Annotated in this window: 16 protein-coding genes; 10 read left to right on the top strand and 6 right to left on the bottom strand. The window is 64.7% G+C overall.

Annotated features, from left to right (window positions below; translation table 11 throughout):
• Nucleotides 1–4 precede the first annotated feature (4 nt).
• The 8 genes from H0I76_RS16415 to H0I76_RS16380 all read left to right on the top strand — a co-directional run bounded on the left by H0I76_RS16415 (nt 5) and on the right by H0I76_RS16380 (nt 7802).
• A complete protein-coding gene (locus tag H0I76_RS16415) occupies nt 5–640 on the top strand; it encodes an OmpA family protein (RefSeq protein ID WP_200612265.1) in 636 nt (211 codons plus the stop codon).
• A 442-nt stretch (nt 641–1082) separates the two neighbouring features.
• A complete protein-coding gene (locus tag H0I76_RS16410; RefSeq protein WP_200612263.1) occupies nt 1083–2324 on the top strand; it encodes an AAA family ATPase in 1242 nt (413 codons plus the stop codon).
• Between the two features lie 29 nt (nt 2325–2353).
• Nucleotides 2354–3820 (top strand): CpaF family protein, encoded by a 1467-nt coding sequence (locus H0I76_RS16405; RefSeq protein ID WP_234455385.1) that lies wholly within the window; start codon nt 2354–2356, stop codon nt 3818–3820.
• Between the two features lie 24 nt (nt 3821–3844).
• Nucleotides 3845–4807 (top strand): type II secretion system F family protein, encoded by a 963-nt coding sequence (locus H0I76_RS16400; protein ID WP_200612260.1) that lies wholly within the window; start codon nt 3845–3847, stop codon nt 4805–4807.
• 3 nt (nt 4808–4810) lie between these two features.
• Nucleotides 4811–5812 (top strand): type II secretion system F family protein, encoded by a 1002-nt coding sequence (locus H0I76_RS16395; protein WP_200612257.1) that lies wholly within the window; start codon nt 4811–4813, stop codon nt 5810–5812.
• Nucleotides 5809–6420, top strand: a complete 612-nt coding sequence (locus H0I76_RS16390) for a tetratricopeptide repeat protein (protein WP_200612255.1) — start codon at nt 5809–5811, stop codon at nt 6418–6420. The genes H0I76_RS16395 and H0I76_RS16390 overlap by 4 nt, the downstream gene beginning before the upstream one ends.
• Nucleotides 6374–7291, top strand: a complete 918-nt coding sequence (locus H0I76_RS16385; RefSeq protein WP_200612252.1) for a tetratricopeptide repeat protein — start codon at nt 6374–6376, stop codon at nt 7289–7291. Before H0I76_RS16390 ends, H0I76_RS16385 begins: the two co-directional genes overlap by 47 nt.
• A gap of 16 nt (nt 7292–7307) precedes the next feature.
• Entirely contained in the window at nt 7308–7802 is a 495-nt protein-coding gene (locus H0I76_RS16380; protein WP_200612249.1) for a prepilin peptidase, read from the top strand.
• Nucleotides 7803–7808: 6 nt separating this feature from the next.
• Here the strand turns inward: H0I76_RS16380 and H0I76_RS16375 are convergent, their stop codons facing one another.
• Nucleotides 7809–8615, bottom strand: a complete 807-nt coding sequence (locus tag H0I76_RS16375; protein ID WP_200612237.1) for a glycerophosphodiester phosphodiesterase family protein — start codon at nt 8613–8615, stop codon at nt 7809–7811.
• 227 nt (nt 8616–8842) lie between these two features.
• On the opposite strand from H0I76_RS16375, the gene H0I76_RS16370 reads away from it, so the two are divergent.
• Both H0I76_RS16370 and H0I76_RS16365 read left to right on the top strand, forming a co-directional pair.
• On the top strand, nt 8843–10666 hold the full coding sequence (locus H0I76_RS16370; RefSeq protein WP_200612234.1) for an OmpA family protein: 1824 nt from the start codon (nt 8843–8845) through the stop codon (nt 10664–10666).
• 4 nt (nt 10667–10670) lie between these two features.
• Nucleotides 10671–11315: a hypothetical protein gene (locus H0I76_RS16365; RefSeq protein WP_200612232.1), complete on the top strand. Its 645-nt coding sequence runs from the start codon at nt 10671–10673 to the stop codon at nt 11313–11315.
• Between the two features lie 2 nt (nt 11316–11317).
• Here H0I76_RS16365 and moaE read toward each other — a convergent pair whose 3' ends face one another.
• From moaE to H0I76_RS16340, 5 genes are all read right to left on the bottom strand, one after another.
• A complete protein-coding gene (moaE, locus tag H0I76_RS16360) occupies nt 11318–11800 on the bottom strand; it encodes a molybdopterin synthase catalytic subunit MoaE (protein ID WP_200612230.1) in 483 nt (160 codons plus the stop codon).
• Nucleotides 11801–11802: 2 nt separating this feature from the next.
• Nucleotides 11803–12051 carry a molybdopterin converting factor subunit 1 gene (gene moaD, locus H0I76_RS16355; protein ID WP_200612228.1) on the bottom strand — a complete coding sequence of 83 codons (249 nt, stop codon included), beginning with the start codon at nt 12049–12051 and terminating at the stop codon, nt 11803–11805.
• Between the two features lie 2 nt (nt 12052–12053).
• Entirely contained in the window at nt 12054–12713 is a 660-nt protein-coding gene (gene pgsA, locus H0I76_RS16350) for a CDP-diacylglycerol--glycerol-3-phosphate 3-phosphatidyltransferase (RefSeq protein ID WP_200612226.1), read from the bottom strand.
• A gap of 56 nt (nt 12714–12769) precedes the next feature.
• Nucleotides 12770–14659: an excinuclease ABC subunit UvrC gene (gene uvrC, locus H0I76_RS16345; RefSeq protein ID WP_200612224.1), complete on the bottom strand. Its 1890-nt coding sequence runs from the start codon at nt 14657–14659 to the stop codon at nt 12770–12772.
• Between the two features lie 292 nt (nt 14660–14951).
• Nucleotides 14952–15743, bottom strand: a complete 792-nt coding sequence (locus tag H0I76_RS16340; RefSeq protein ID WP_200612222.1) for an SDR family oxidoreductase — start codon at nt 15741–15743, stop codon at nt 14952–14954.
• Nucleotides 15744–15754: the final 11 nt, after the last annotated feature.

The raw sequence follows: 15754 nt of genomic DNA, 5'->3' as shown, positions 1-15754 counted from the left end.
GACGATGCAGAGAATCTCGACTTCCCTTCTCGTCGTCGCAGCCTTTGGCGTCGCCGGTTGCGCAAATCAGATCGCCGGCGACTCGCCCAACCAGGGTGTCTATGGCCTCGCGGCGGCACATAACGAGCGGATCCAGATCGCCTATGGCGATCCGGTCGAGCGGTTGAGGGCGCTGAACGCGGCGTTCAAGGCCGCAGCAACCGATACCGTCACCTTCGAGTTCGACCAGTCCAACCTCGACGAGACCGCGCGCAGCGCGCTCGACCAGCAGGTGGCGTGGCTGATGGCGAATAAGACGGTCCGCGTTGCCGTTATTGGGCACACTGATCTTGTCGGCGGCGAGGGGTACAACAACCGCCTGGGCATGCGGCGCGCCCGCGCCGCGGCGAATTACCTGGTGGCGAAGGGGATCTCCCGAAAGCGCATCGATGTCGTCGAATCGCGCGGCGAGCGGGATCCGGTCATCCAGACGCAGGAGCGCGAACGGCGCAACCGGCGTTCGGTTACCGAGGTCGTCGGCTTCGACTTCAGCGTGGTTGGCACGGGTCTGGATGGTGAGTACGCGCAGCGCGTGTATGACCGGTATCAGGCCGGTCAGAACATCACCACGGAACCCGACAGCACCGACGTCGAGAACTGATCCAGGCGCGAGGGCGCGCGCATGTCCAGAAGCTTGCGCGCGCCTTCATTTTCGGCGGCCCTCGTCGACTTGTCGCCACGAGCCCGCCTTTTTGTTTAATTATCGTTTACGAAGTTGGATCCGTGGGTTTTGCGTAAGGGCCGTTTGTCCGGAGTGGGTGGCCATGATGTACGGCGTAGTGGGGAAGGGTGTCCCCGTGATGTTTCAAATTCGGGCAGAATGTCCGAAAAGTCGGTATCATCAACGGGGCACGTTCTGTCACGCGGGGCATGGGGCCTGTGTCCGGAGGCGGTGTCGTGCAGTTTGAGCAGGCTGTCCGGATGCTCTTCAGCGCCGGTAGCGGGGCAGTAGCAGGGCGAGGCATGACCGGGGCAGCATTGTGGGAGCGATCGCTTTTCCCGCAGCGGCCCGGTTTCGCCGCGCAACAGCAGGGTGAAGAGTGATGGCGCTTTCCTTCATGCGCAAAGAGTCCGAGGCGACGCCCGAGGCGATGGTGTTTTCGGACAACTTCGCCGCTATGGATTCGTTGGCCGAGGACCTCGACGGCGAGATTGGCGCCGACAAGTGGGTCGAGGTCTCGAACACCGAAGCCGACGAAGTCTTCGACGAAATCAAACGCGACCAGACCTTCGTCATCCTCACGCTCAGTTCGGACGACGAGGGTGAGGTCGAAGCCTGCGCCGAACTGATCCGCAAGGCCTCAAATGCCGAGTTGCTCGTGCTTCTCGTCATCGGGGATGTCTCGCCGCGAACCATGCACAACGTCATGCGTGCCGGCGCCGTCGAGTTTGCACCCTATCCTGACCCTCCTGGCGCGCTCCAGGAGGCGATCAACCGACTGCGCGTCGCCCGGACGCAAGGTGGCGGCGCGCTCGGGTCCGCGAAAGGAAAGACGCAGCGCAGCGGCAAGATTGTCGGTGTTTATGGCGTCGCCGGAGGCGTCGGGGCCAGCACCTTTGCGGTGAACGTCGCGTGGGAACTCGCGAGCATCGTTCGGTCTGAGGGGCGCCGCGTCGCCCTCTTCGACTTCAATTTCCAGTATGGTTCGATCGCCACGTTCCTCGACGTGCCGCGGCGCGAGGCCGTCTATGAGCTGGTGTCCGAGGCCGGCAATCTCGATCAGACCGGCTTGATGCAGGCATTGTCGTCATATCGCGATCGCCTTCACGTCCTCACGGCGCCACGCGACGCATTGCCGCTCGATATCGTGGCGCCTTCGGACATTCAGAACATCCTCGCACTCGCGCGGGACGCATTCGATTATGTGGTCGTTGATATGCCCCAGGCTCTGATGGGGTGGTCCGAGTCCGTCTACAGCGCCGCAGACGTGTTCTACGCCCTGATGGAAACGGACATGCGTTCGGCGCAGAACATGTTCAGGTTCATCCGCTCGCTTAAGTCGGAAGACCTGCCGCTCAACAAGCTGCAGTTCGTCCTGAACCGCGCGCCAGGCCTTACCGACTTGTCGGGCAAGGCGCGGGTCAAGCGCCTGTCCGAGAGCCTGGGGATTGAATTTGCGCATATGCTGCCTGATGGTGGAAAGCAGGTGGTGAATTGTTGCGATCAGGGAGCTCCTCTCGCGGAGGTCGCGCGGAATAATCCGCTGCGGCGAGAGATCGCAAAGGTTGCACAGCGCGCGATCACCCTGGTCACAACCACCGAGGCATCGGCCGACTCAGCGTGAGTGGGGCCGTGTAGTACGGGAGTTCGAAGATGTTTCGTCGCTCGAGAACCGGCCAGAAGGACACAGACGGTACGGAAGGGGGCGTGGGCGCCGAGGCGCTCCGGGATCCCGCCGCGGCGGCAGACACCAATGGCGCCCTTCAGCGCGAGAGCGACACGTCGGAACGCCTGCGCCAGATCGGCATGGATGCACGCGCGGGCGTTGCCGCGCCTGAGGTGGACCAGAAGCGCCGCCGCCGCCTGCTGAACTTCAAGGACGAACTCCACCGCAAGCTGCTGGACACCCTCAATCTTGCCGCGCTGGACAAGGTGAGCGAGAACGAACTTCGCTACGAGATCGGGGAGATCGTGCGCGAGGGTCTGGTCGACAGCGATCTCGTCCTGAGCCGCACCGAGTTCGAACAGCTGGTCCGCGAGTTGGTCGACGAGGTCATGGGTCTTGGCCCCCTCGAGCCGCTTCTCGCCGACCCGACGATCACGGACATCCTGATCAACACCTACGAACAGTGCTACGTCGAGCGCGGCGGAAAGCTCGAACGCGTCAATGTCCAGTTCAAGGACAATGCGCACCTGATGCGGGTGATCACCAAGATCGTCTCGGCGGTCGGCCGCCGCGTCGATGAATCCAACCCGTGGGTCGACGCCCGTCTCGCCGACGGCAGCCGCGTCAACGCGCTTGTCCCGCCTTGCGCGGTGGACGGCCCGCTGCTCTCGATCCGCAAATTCTCCAAGATCCCGTACACGGTCGACAAGCTGATCGAGGGCGGCGCGTTCTCGGAGGAAATGGCGCTCTTCCTCCATGCCTGCGTTCGGACCAGGCTGAACGTCCTGATCTCGGGTGGAACCGGCTCCGGTAAGACGACGACGCTGAACGCGCTCTCAAGTTTCATTGCGAATGACGAGCGCATCGTGACAATCGAGGATACGGCCGAGCTTCAGCTGCAGCAGGACCATGTCGGCCGCATGGAATCTCGCCCGCCGAACATCGAAGGGCATGGAGCGGTCACGATCCGCGATCTCGTGCGCAACGCGCTCCGCATGCGTCCCGACCGGATCATCGTCGGCGAGGTTCGCGGCGAGGAAGTGATTGACATGCTCCAGGCGATGAACACGGGCCACGACGGATCGATGACCACGATCCACGCCAACAGCCCGCGCGACGCCATGGGCCGTATCGAGAACATGATCGGCATGTCGGGCATCGAGCTTCCGCTCAAGGCGGTGCGGACGAATATCGCCAGCGCGATCCAGATCATCGTGCAGGTGAGCCGCATGTCCGACGGCAAGCGTCGCATGGCGTCGATCTCCGAGATCGTCGGCATGGAAGGTGACATCATCACCATGCAGGAGATCTTCAAGTTCGAACGCCTCTCCACGGAGCAGGGCGGCTTAATCCGTGGGCGCTACGTCGCAACCGGCATCCGGAGCAAGTTCTCCGACCGGTTCAAGCAGTGGGGTTACGAGCTTCCGGCGAGCCTCTTCCGCCCGGACGTCTGATGTAGAAGCGGGGACCATCGAAGCATGCTTTTCCAGCCGATCGTCTATGCGCTGATCTTCATCGGCGTCCTGCTGATGGTCGAAGGCGTCTACCTGATCGTCTTCGGCAAGACGCTGCGGCGCGAGAAGAAGATCAACCGCCGCCTCTCGCTCCTGCAGGAAGGCAAGGATACCGAAGAGGTCCTCTCGATCTTGCGCGCGGAGCGTGAGGGCAAGAAATACGACCTGCGCATCCCGATCATCGGCGCGATGATGGAGCAGGCGCGCCTCGCGAACATCGCGATCACGCCGATCTGGATCGTCGTTACCCTCTTCTTCCTGATGATCGCCGCTTTCGTGATGCTGACGGCCTTCACCTCGGCGTCTCTGCCGATCCGGATCGTGGTCGCCATTATGATCAGCTATGGTGCGCTGTTCATCTGGCTCCGCAACAAGGCAAAGGCCCGGATCTCGCTCCTGGAAGAGCAGTTCCCCGACGCCATCGATCTCATGGTCCGCTCGCTCCGCGTGGGCCATCCCATCACCGCTGCGATCGCGATCGTTGCGCGGGAGATGCCGGATCCGCTTGGTTCGGAGTTCGGCCTGATCGCCGATGAAGCGACCTACGGAATGAATATCAATGACGCGCTCGACCGGCTTACGGCCCGCGTCCCCCTGCCGGATCTTCGGTTCTTCGCGATCGCGATCAACATCCAGTCGACCTCGGGTGGTAACCTCGCGGAAGTCCTCGACGGATTGAGCAAGGTGATCCGCGCGCGCTTCAAGCTGTTCAGGAAGGTCCGCGCGATCACTGCGGAAGCACGCTGGTCGGGCTGGTTCCTCTCGTTCTTCCCTGTGCTAGCGCTGTTGATGGTTCAGGTCGTGAAGCCGGACTATTATGATAGCGTGTCGGATCACCCATTGTTCATGCCGGGTGCGATCCTCACGTTTATCCTGCTGATCCTGAACATCATTTTCATGCGCCTCATGGTCAACATCAAGGTCTGAGAGATGGCTGGGCTGCTCGAGTTCCTGAAAGGTTTCTTTGATCGCGTCGTCGCGGCGCTGGTCGAGAACTACGGTCCCGCAGGACCCTTCTATGCGCTTGCCGCGCTCTCGATCCTGATGGTGCTGGTGGCAATTCCGCTGGTTCTGCGCAAGAAGAAGGACCCCCTCGAGAGGTTCAATTTCCGGGATGATCGGCTCAAGAGCGAGCTCGTCAATCTTCGCAGCGACAAGGACGACGGCAAGCTTGGGGCCCTCAAGAACTACCTTGAGCCCAAGGAAAAGAAGGAGATGGATGAACTCCGCACGCAGTTGAAGCGTGCGGGGTACACAGGCGGATCGGCAGTGCGGATGTACGTGCTGCTGCGGGTCGGGCTCGGACTGGGGCTGCTCTTGTTCGGCGTCGTGGTGACGTTCCTGATCCCGGAAAAGCCGAACGTCGGGGTCGCCCTGATCTTTAGCAGCCTGCTCGGCCTTGCCGGTTTCCTCTTCCCGACGTTCTGGGTGAAACGTCGCATCGGACGTCGGCAGGAAGACATCGAACGCGCTTTCCCCGATGCGATGGACATGATCCTGGTCTGCATCGAGGGTGGGCAATCGCTCGACCAGGCCATGGCGCGTGTCGGCAAGGAAATGCAAAAGAGCGCAGACGCCCTTGCGAACGAGTTGCAGATCGTCACGCAGGAGTTCCGCGTTGGCAAGGACCGCATCGCCGTCTTGCGCGACTTCGCTGAGCGGACCGCCGTCAATGACGTCGGCTCGTTCGTCACCGTGATGATCCAGTCGATCGCCTTCGGTACATCCGTTGCCGATGCATTGCGTGTCTACGCCGCGGAGATGCGTGACAAGCGCCTGATGCGCGCGGAAGAAAAGGCAAACGTGCTGCCTACCAAGCTGACGCTGGGAACCATGCTGTTCACGGTGCCGCCGCTCGTCCTGATCCTTGTGGGACCGTCCTTCATCCAGATCTTGCGCTCCTTTGCCCAGCTCTCCGGCGTCGCTCAATGATCCATCGCGCGACCGCGCGTCACGTCTGGACGATCCTGGTCGTCGTGGCCCTCTCAGGATGCGAGACCAAAGGGCCCTTGGCGGAGCTTGAGGCTCCCGGCGCGCTCCAGGTCAGTTCGGGACAATCCTGGTACATGCTTGGTGTGCAGCTCCTCGCTACCCGGGAGCCGGCGCAGGCAGAACGGGCGTTCAACCGCTCGCTCGCGCTTGAAGGCCTGAATGCCCGCACCCTGACCGGCTTGGGAATTGCGACGTCGCAGATGGGACAGATGTCGCGTGCCCTGATGCATCTCGAGAACGCTCGCGATCTCGCGCCCGAAGACGCGACGGTCCACACCAATCTAGGCGTGGTGCTCTACGATCTGGGCCGGTATCATGAAGCGAAGCAGGCGTTTCAGACCGCGTTCATCTTGTCGAGCGGATCCAATGAAGTTGCGGCGCTGTATCTTGCGAAAGCGGAGACGGCCATTGCCATCGCCGATCAGGAATCGCAGCCTGACCCCGCGGTGAGCCACAGGCTGCAGCGACTTGGGGCAAGTGAATACCGGTTGATGGAAACGAATGAACAAGACGCCGAAGGCGCGGAAAGCTCCGGTACGCCGGGCTGAAGGAGGAGAGGCGATGCGGGCAGAACGCGCAATTGCTGCGCTCATGATGTTGTCGGCAGTCGGACTTGCCGGTTGCGACACGCCCTCGGTTTCCGAAAAGCAGGATCCGCTGAAGGGTGACATCATCGACGAGGCCAACCTTACCCAGTTGATGTTGCAGGCGGGCGATCCCGAGGAGTCCGTTCGCTACTTCGAGAACGCGGTCGCGCGCGAGCCCGACCGTGCCGACTTCCGTCGGGGGCTTGCCCAGTCGTATTCCCGTGCGAAACGCTACCCCGAAGCGGCGCGAATTTATCAGGAGCTGCTGGCGCTCAAGCAGGAGGAAGTCGTCGATCGGCTCGACTACGCCTATGTCGCCGTGCGGCTCGACCGCTGGAACGATGCCTCGGCGCTGGCCGCGTCACTTCCTGCATCGCTCGACACGCCGAGGCGGCATCTGCTCGATGCGATGCTTGCCGATCACGCCAAGGACTGGGAAGCCGCCGACCGGGCGTATGAGCGCGCCGAGGCGCAGAGCACTGCGCCGGCCGAGGTCCTGAACAACTGGGGTGTGAGCAAGATGGCGCGCGGCGACCTTCCGGACGCCTCGCGAACCTTCGAGCGTGCTATCAGCTATGATTCCCGCCTGTTCAGCGCGAAGAACAACCTCGCGATCTCCCGGGCGCTGCAGGGCGATTTTCGTCTTCCGATCGTGCCGATGACGGACTCCGAGCGCGCGACGATCCAGTACAACATGGGTGTTATCGCGCAGCAGAATGGCGAGTTGCGCATCGCGCGCGGGCTCTATGCCGCGGCGTTGCAGTCGCATCCAAGGTACTATCAGGCGGCGGCCGACCGCCTGGCTCATCTCGACTCCGCGATCGTGAACTGAGGACGGCACGCCCATGATGGAAACGCCCGCTCTGACCCTTGCCTTCGCGGTCATGCTGCCGCTGATGGCCTACGTCATCCTGTCCGACCTGCGGACGATGAAGATCCCCAACTGGGCCGTGCTCGCGGCCTTTGGCGTTTTTCTCGTCACCGGGCTCTGGGGACTGCCGTTCGACGTCTATCTGTGGCGCATCTTCCACGCGGTGATTGCTCTGCTGGCCGGCTTCGTGTTGTTCAGCGTCGCCGGCGGAAGCATCGGGGCGGGGGATCTCAAGCTGATTGCGGCGATCACCCCCTTCGTGCCGGGAAGCGCCGTCACAGGCGTCCTGCTGATCTTTGCGCTCTCGGCGATCGGGCTCATCGTATTCCATCAGATCGCGCGTCGCGTCGTGCGCGTGCGCGAGACCGGATGGAAATCACTGGATCAGACCGTCTACCTTCCGGCGGGCGTTGCACTGGGTCTGACGATCGTCCTGTTTCTCGGCCTCGACCTCTCGACGCGCGTGGCCTGACGAAGTTCAGCCCGCAGCCCGGTCCCACGACGCCCAGTCTCTCTGGCTCAGAAAGCGCGGGGGATGGTCGGTGAACAAACCTTCGAGCCCCGCGTCACGGAACGCGCTCACCATCGCGGGGTCGTTTACGGTGTAGACGCGGACCGAGCGTCCATCATCGCCTGCGGCATGGATCAGCGCGCCGTCGAGCGCGGTGTGATGGAGATGGATCGCCTCGGCATCGAGGTCGGCGAGAAACCCGCGCCAGTCTCTTGTCGGCTCCTCGTAGAGCACCGCGACCGGGACATCGGCGGAGAGACCGCGCAGTTCCTGCAACTCGTCGTGATCGAAGCTCGAAACGGTCAGACGCTGCCGCGTCCAGGCATGCCGGTCCAGTGCGTCAACGACCGCGCGCGCCAAAGGCCCGGGCGCGGCGCCATGCGCTTTCATCTCCAGATTGGCTGACAGACCCAGAGCGCCGATCAGTTCGAGCGCCGCGTCAAGTGTGGGCAGCGGCTCTCCCGCGAACTCCGGACTGAACCACGACCCTGCGTCGATGTTGGCAAGGTTATGCCGCCCGATGGCCGAGAGCGCCCCCGTCCGGTTGGTGCAGCGATCAAGGGTCTCGTCGTGAAAGATGACCGCCGTCCCGTCGCCAAGAAGCGAGACGTCGAACTCGACGGCGCGCGCGCCCTGGCTGGCGGCGAGGCGGAACGCGGCGAGCGTGTTCTCGGGCGCCGCGCCGCTGGCACCGCGATGCGCGATCACGCGCGCGAACCGCGCCGGTCGCGGCGTGTCGGGTCGTGCGGCGGTGACCGAAGGTGTCGAGCTCATGACCATGGCTCCCGGCTATGGCTTCAGGGATGCGTTCGCCACGCGCGGGGCAGAACGGCGACCGTTCTCGCATTGCAGGGGCCGACATGCCAGTACCCAGACGGCGGCTTGCGCGATTGAGCGGGGCATGCGACACCAGCGCGCGATGGCGACCACGCGGTCGTGACGGATCTCCACCGCGAATTGCAGGTCGAGACCCACGATGGTCGCGCCCAAGATTTGGACGCATGACACCAGTTCTGCGATTTTCGATGTTCGCCTTGGTCGCCCTGCTGGTCGCCTTGGGCATCCGGGACCTCAGCGCGCGCGGCGCCGTCGCGATCGAGGCGATGCTTGGCGCGCGTGTCGAGAACGGGCTTGACGTTCTGGGGCTCGACTGGGCGCGCGTCGCGGTCGATGGCCTCATTGTAGAGCTGTCTGGCGATGCGCCAGATGTCGACTCGCAGGCGCTCGCCGTCGAGGCGAGCAGATCGCTTGCGCGCCTCGGGCGCGTGATCGACGGGACGACCGCGCGGCTCGCGCCGCCCGAGCGCCGCGAGCCGATCGAGCTGGAATTTCACCTCGATGACAATGCGCTCACGCTCATGGGCCGGGTTCATGACGAGCAGATGCGCAATGCGCTGATCGCGCAGGTCCGGAAGGTCGACCAGAAACTCGAGATCGACGATTTGACCGGGATCGACGCGGCGCGACCGCCGGCAGGCTGGGGCGGCGAGATCGCGGTTGCCCTCGCCGTGATCGACATGATGCCGCGTGCATTCGTTCGCGTGACGCCGGGCAGTGTCTTCGTCGAAGGGGTCGCGGCCGACCTCGAGGCACGCGATGCGATGGAGACCGAGCTTCTCAAGCTGGCCGGACCTGATATCAAGCTCGTCACGGCGATCAGGGTTCCCGGCCGGGTGATCACGCCCTTCTCCTTCGTGACGGAGAAATCACGGGATGGCGTGATGACGCTTGTCGTCTGCTCGGCCCGGACCGAGGCCGAGGCGGTGGAAATCGACACCATTCGCAAGGAGATGCAGATCGCCGGGGGACCTGCACGGTGCCCCGCGGGACTTGGCGGCCCCCATGGCGAATGGGTTAGTGCGGTTCGCGCCGCTCTCGGCGCCCTTGCCGCGCTGCCGGCGGGGCGCGTGGAAGTGACCTACCGCTCGGTGACGCTCGATGCCCTGCCGCCGACCAGCACCGAGAGGTTCGAGGCGGCGCTCGCCAGCCTTTCGATCGACCTTCCACCGGGTTTCGACCTTTCCGGGGCGGTCGCGGCGGGACATGAGACCGAGCGCGCCGCGCGTGAGAAGGAAAGCTACTGGATGCGGCTGACGCGGCTCGGGGAGCGCCTCACGCTGGAGGGGCGCGTCGAGGATGCGGTCGCGGCGACCGCGCTCTCGTCGGTCGCGTCGTCGCGCCTTGGGCGCGATGCGGTCGAGTCGGACCTGCGGGCCGCTGATGTCACTCCGCCGGCAGGGTGGCAGGAGGCCGCACTCGCCGCGCTCGAGGCCCTCACCGAGTTTCGCGGGACCGCGGAGTTGACGGCCCGTGGCCTGATACTCACCGCGAAGCTTCCGGGTGCCCGCGCCGCGCGGGAACTCCATGACCGAATTGCCGAACGCATGCCGGAGACCATCCCGCTGCGAACGCAGTTTCGGGTGGATCTGCCCAGCATGATCAGGGCGCTTCCACTCGATCCCGACCGCTGCGTCGCCGAGCTGAACCGCGCGGTCATGAAACGCGGTGTCCTGTTCGATCCCGGGAGCGCGCGCATCGACAGTGGCAGTCGCGACGATATTCGCGCCCTCGCTTCGATCCTTCGGCGCTGCCCCGAGGTTGCCGTCGAGATCGGCGGACACACCGACAACCAGGGGCGCGAGGAACTCAACGAGCAGCTGAGCGAAAGCCGCGCGGAAGCCGTGCTGGACGCGCTGGTGGACGAAGGCATCCGCATTCATCGTCTCGACGCGAAGGGATACGGCGAGCACGATCCCATCGCGACAAACGACACGCCCGAGGGCCGCGCCCGCAATCGCCGCATCGCCTTCAAGCTGAAGGAGTAGAGCAATGTTCGACCGCGCCGAGCTGGAAATTGCCATTGGCGTCACGCTCGCCGGGGCGATCCTGTTGGGATGGCTTCTGCACGTCCTGTGGCGAAGGCTTGCGCCGGTACCGACATCGCATGCGGGGCGTATTGCCGTGCTCTCGAAGCGGCTGCACGAAGCCGAGGAGGCGCGGGATGCAGCGATCGAGGCGCGGATCGCTGCCGAAGCCGCTTTGGATGCACAAAACTCCGAGCTGCAGCGGTCGTCTTCGCAGCAGGAGGCGCGGCTCAATTCTGCCGCGGCGCGGCGCGAGGCCGAACTGGAACGGGCGCTCGCCGAGGTAACGGCCGACCGCGACGCATCGATGACCGAGCTCCGCGCGGCGCGCGCAAGGGTGGAAGAGCTCGAAGCCCGTCTGGCGGAAGCGCAGGATACCCTGTCAGCGCCCACAAAGGCCGCGACCACGCCTTCAGAGGCGCAGGGGGCGAGCGCACTGCAGTCCGCACCGAAAACAGACACGTCGGAGCCGCCAAAGCCGCAGACGAGATCGCGGCGGAAGTCCTCGACGCGAAAGAAACCAGCGCCGACAGGATCATCGTCCACCGGACGACGGAGCAGGTCTGCCAGAAAGCCGAGCGAGTCCGAAACGGACGGCGAGGGAAGCTGACGTCAGTCCTGGCCTGACCACCGATCGGCGGCGGCATCGTCGCACTCGCGTGCATCGACCCATCGGCCGCCGCGCGCGGAATGCTCCTTCTTCCAGAACGGCGCGCGCGTCTTGAGGTAGTCCATCAGGAACTCCGCGGCCTCGAATGCTGCGGCGCGGTGTCGGCTGGCCGTAAGGACAAGCACGATCTTGTCGCCGGGCTCGAGCTTGCCATGGCGATGAATGATCCTGACACCATCGAGCGGCCAGCGCGCCGTTGCTTCGCGCGCGATGTCGCTCAGCGCCTTTTCGGTCATCCCCGGCCAATGCTCGAGCTCCATCGCCGAGATCTCGCCATCCGTCGTCATCTCGCGAACGAGCCCGGTGAAGCTGACGACGGCGCCGATGTCCCGATTTCCGCGGGCGAGGCGCTCGATCTCCTCGCCGATGTCGAAATCGTCGGGCTGGACGGAAACGTGGGTGGGAATGCCGCCGGCGTCAGCCATGCTCAGCCTCCCGTCACCGGGGGGAAGAATGCGATCTCGCGGGCCCCGGCAATCGAGGCATCGAGATCGGCCATCTCCTGGTCGACCGCCACGCGGACCGACGCGAGTTCCGAGAAGGCCAGAGCATAGCGCTCGTCACGCGCGCACAGCCGCTCGACGAGTTCTCGAGCCGTCTTTGCGCCCTCGGGGTCGATCTCCTCCGAGGCGGCTCCGACGCGCTCGCGCATCCACGCAAAGTAGAGAACCTGCATCGTCATTTCTCCCGATGCTGAATATAGGGCATCGCCTTGCGGAAATAATCCCAGCCCGACAGCACTGTCAGCCCGGCCGCGATCCAGAGCAGGGAGAGCCCTGAAATCACGACCCAGTTCCAGACCGGCAGCGCGGTGGGTCCGCCCCAGGCGATCGCGGTTCCGATGGGTTCGACAAGGGCGCTGGGCCGCGCCGGTCGCGGCTCGGCACCCGTGAGATGCGCGAGCGGCACGGCCGACAGCAGGACGCCGATCGCGACCAGTTGCGCGGTGGTCTTCCATTTCGCGATCAGCGTGACGTGAAGCTTGACCTCGCCGAGGAACTCCCGGAGGCCGGAGACCAGGATCTCGCGCGTGAGGATCACGCTCGCCGGGATCAGGTAGAGCGGCGTGGCGCCCACCGAGAAAGTCGCGAGCACGAGCAACCCGATTGCCACCATGAGCTTGTCTGCAATCGGGTCGAGCATCTTGCCGAACGCGCTTTCCTGTCGCCACAGCCTCGCCAGCCAGCCGTCGAAATAGTCGGTGATCGCGGCACTGACGAACAGAACCAGCGCGATCCAGTCCGCATAGGGCGAATCGAGGAGCAGGAAGGCGAAAAGCACGCCTGGCGCCGCGAGGACGCGGGAGACGGTAAGCAGGTTCGGTACGGTCCAGCGCATCCAAGCGGGGTATCGGGCGGCGGGGCAGTTGGCAAGGGGGGCTTGGAGGCGGTCCTCTACCGCTCGCCATGGAAGAAGGCGTAGATCGTCTCGGCCATTGCGTCGGAGACACCTTCGACCGCCTTGAGATCCGTCAGGCCGGCGCGGGAAACGGCCTTTGCCGAGCCGAAATGCGTCAGCAGCGCGCGCTTGCGCGCGGGCCCGACGCCGGGGATGTCGTCGAGCGGCGTCCGGGTTGTGGCCTTCGCGCGTTTCGCGCGATGGGCGCCGATGGCGAAGCGGTGCGCCTCGTCGCGCAGTCGCTGGAGGAAGTAGAGCGTCGCGCTTCGATAGGGCAATGCGAAAGGACGGCGCCCGGGTGCGTGGAAGATTTCCTTGCCAGCGTCGCGGTCGACGCCCTTCGCCACGCCGACAAGCGCGACATCGATCACGCCGAGATCGGCAAGCACCGAGCCTGCGGCCGAGACCTGTCCTTGCCCGCCATCGATCAGGATGAGGTCGGGCCACGCGCCTGTCTGCCGCTCGGGGTCGTCGCGCATGAGTTTGCCGAAGCGGCGGGTCAAGACCTCGCGCATCATCCCGAAATCGTCGCCGGGCGTGAGGTCGCCGCCCTTGATCGTGAACTTTCGGTACTGGCCGCGCTCGAAGCCGTCCGGGCCGGCCACGATCATCGCGCCGACGGCGTCGGTTCCCATGAGGTGGCTGTTGTCATAGACCTCGATCCGCTGCGGCGGTGCGGTCAATCCGAAGGCCTCGGCCACGCCCTCGAGGTTGCGTGCGTGGCTCGCGGTTTCGGCCATCCGGCGTCCCAGCGCCTCGCGGGCATTCGTGAGCGCGTGATCGACCAGCTCGCGCTTCTCGCCTCGGCGGGGCACGGCCATGGCGACCCGCCGCCCAGCGAGGGCGCGAAGCGCGCCTGAAAGCATGTCTCCGTTCTCGACCGGGTGGCTCATCAGGACCATTCGCGGCGGCACGCGCATGGCGCTGTAGAATTGACCGATGAAGCTTTCCATCACCTCGGCATCATCCATCTCGGGCGAGACCTTCGGGAAGAACGCGTGGTTGCCCCAGTTCTGGTGGTTCCTGAAGAAGAAGACCTGGACGCAGGCCTGGCCGCCCTCCCGGTGCAGGGCGAAGACATCGGCTTCCGCAGTGAGGCGCGGATTGATGCCCTGGTGACCCTGGACATGCGCCATCGCGCGGATCCGGTCGCGGAAGATGGCGGCGCGCTCGAAGTCCATGTCTGCTGCGGCAGTCCGCATGCGCTCGGCAAGTTCGGCCTGGATGCGGGTCGTCCGGCCGCGCAGGAAGGCGACCGCATCCTCAACCAAAAGCGCGTAATCCTCGGCCGAGATCTCGCCGGTGCAGGGGCCCGAGCATCGCTTGATCTGGAACAGAAGGCACGGCCGCGTGCGCGAGCGGAACATCGTGTCCGAGCAGGTCCGAAGAAGAAACGCCCGCTCCATCTGGTTGAGCGCACGGTTGACGGCGCCGGCCGAGGCGAACGGTCCGAAGTAGTGCCCCTTCGCGCGCTGCGCGCCGCGATGCTTGGTGAGCAGGGGAAACGCGCCGTCCTCGATCAGGATGTAGGGGAAGCTCTTATCGTCGCGCAGCAGCACGTTGTAGCGCGGCTTGAGCTGCTTGATCAGATTGGCCTCGAGGAGCAGCGCCTCCGTCTCGGTCTCGGTGGTGATGAACTCCATCGACGCGGTCTCGGAGATCATCCGCGCGATCCGGTTGGTGTGGCCTCCCATCTTCGCGTAGGACGCGACGCGCCGGCGCAACGCGCGGGCCTTGCCGACGTAGAGAACCTCGGATCGCGCCGACAGCATGCGGTAGACCCCTGGGCGGTCATCGAGCGTCGCGAGGTGCCGTCGGATCACCTCGGGACCGGTCTCGATCCCGGTTTCGGCTGCTTCGGCGTGCGTTGTGTTCTTCGGTGTCATGAGAATCGGTTTTCGGCTAGCCGTAACGGGATCGTCATTCAAGCGTGAATGAGTCCCCCGAATGTGTGGATAACTCTGTCAGTATCTAGTGGCAGGACCGGATTCTTCGTGGAGTCTGAGGGACGTTGTTCATCTTGCACAAAAAATAGGCATCGTTCTAATGTACTGTTTTTAAAGGAGAAAATAAATTTCCCCGCCATCGCCTTGGGATTGTTAAAGAATTTTAACAGCGGTGCGACGGCCCCCGCGAAGGGGTGGACAAGTGGCCCCACTGCCACGCTGCCATCACGAATCACTCGTCGGCCATCAGGATGTCCGGGGTCTGCCACGCGAGATGTTGCCCGCCATCGATCGCGAGCATCTGTCCGGTCAGGGCCTTGCACTCGAGAATGAAACGCAGCGCCTGGACGATGTCCGCCGCGTCGGCCCCGCGGCCCAGGACACAGGCGGCCCGCTGCCGTGCGAAATGCTCGTCCGACTGGCGCGTGCCCTTGAGCGTTGGCCCGGGGCCGATGCCATTGACGCGGATATGCGGGGCGAGCGCTTGTGCCGATGTGCGCGTGAACGCCATCAACCCCGCCTTCGCCACCGAATAGCTGAGGAAGAACGGCGTCGGCTTCCAGACACGCTGGTCGATCATGTTGACGATGCATGCCCGGGCGACCGGCTCGCCCGCACCGTCGATCTCGGCGCGCGGAGCCTGAGACGCGAAGTCCTGGGTCAGCTTGACCGCGGCGCGCAGGTTCGTCTCGACCGAACGATCCCAGCTCTCGCGGGTCATTGTCTCGACGAGGTCGTTCTCGAAGATCGATGCGTTGTTGATCAGGAGGCTGAGCGGCCCGCCCAGCGCCTCGGTGGCTTCTGCGATGATCGTCGCCGTTTCGTCCTCGCGGAGCAGGTCGGCGCGGACACTGGCCGCGCGGGCACCCAGCGCTTCGGCCTCGGCCACCACGGCGCGCGCTCCGGCCTCCGAGCTCGAGTAATGGATCGCGACGTCCCAGCCGCGCGACGCGAGGTCCAGCGCCATTGCCCGGCCCAGACGATGCGCTCCGCCAGTGACCACGGCGCGGCGGCGTTCCGTCATCGCGTCCTCTC

Source organism: Thermohalobaculum xanthum (assembly GCF_016623495.1).
Lineage (GTDB): Bacteria > Pseudomonadota > Alphaproteobacteria > Rhodobacterales > Rhodobacteraceae > Thermohalobaculum > Thermohalobaculum xanthum.
Note: the sequence above shows the minus strand (reverse complement) of the source record. Positions and strands in the feature narration are given on the sequence as shown.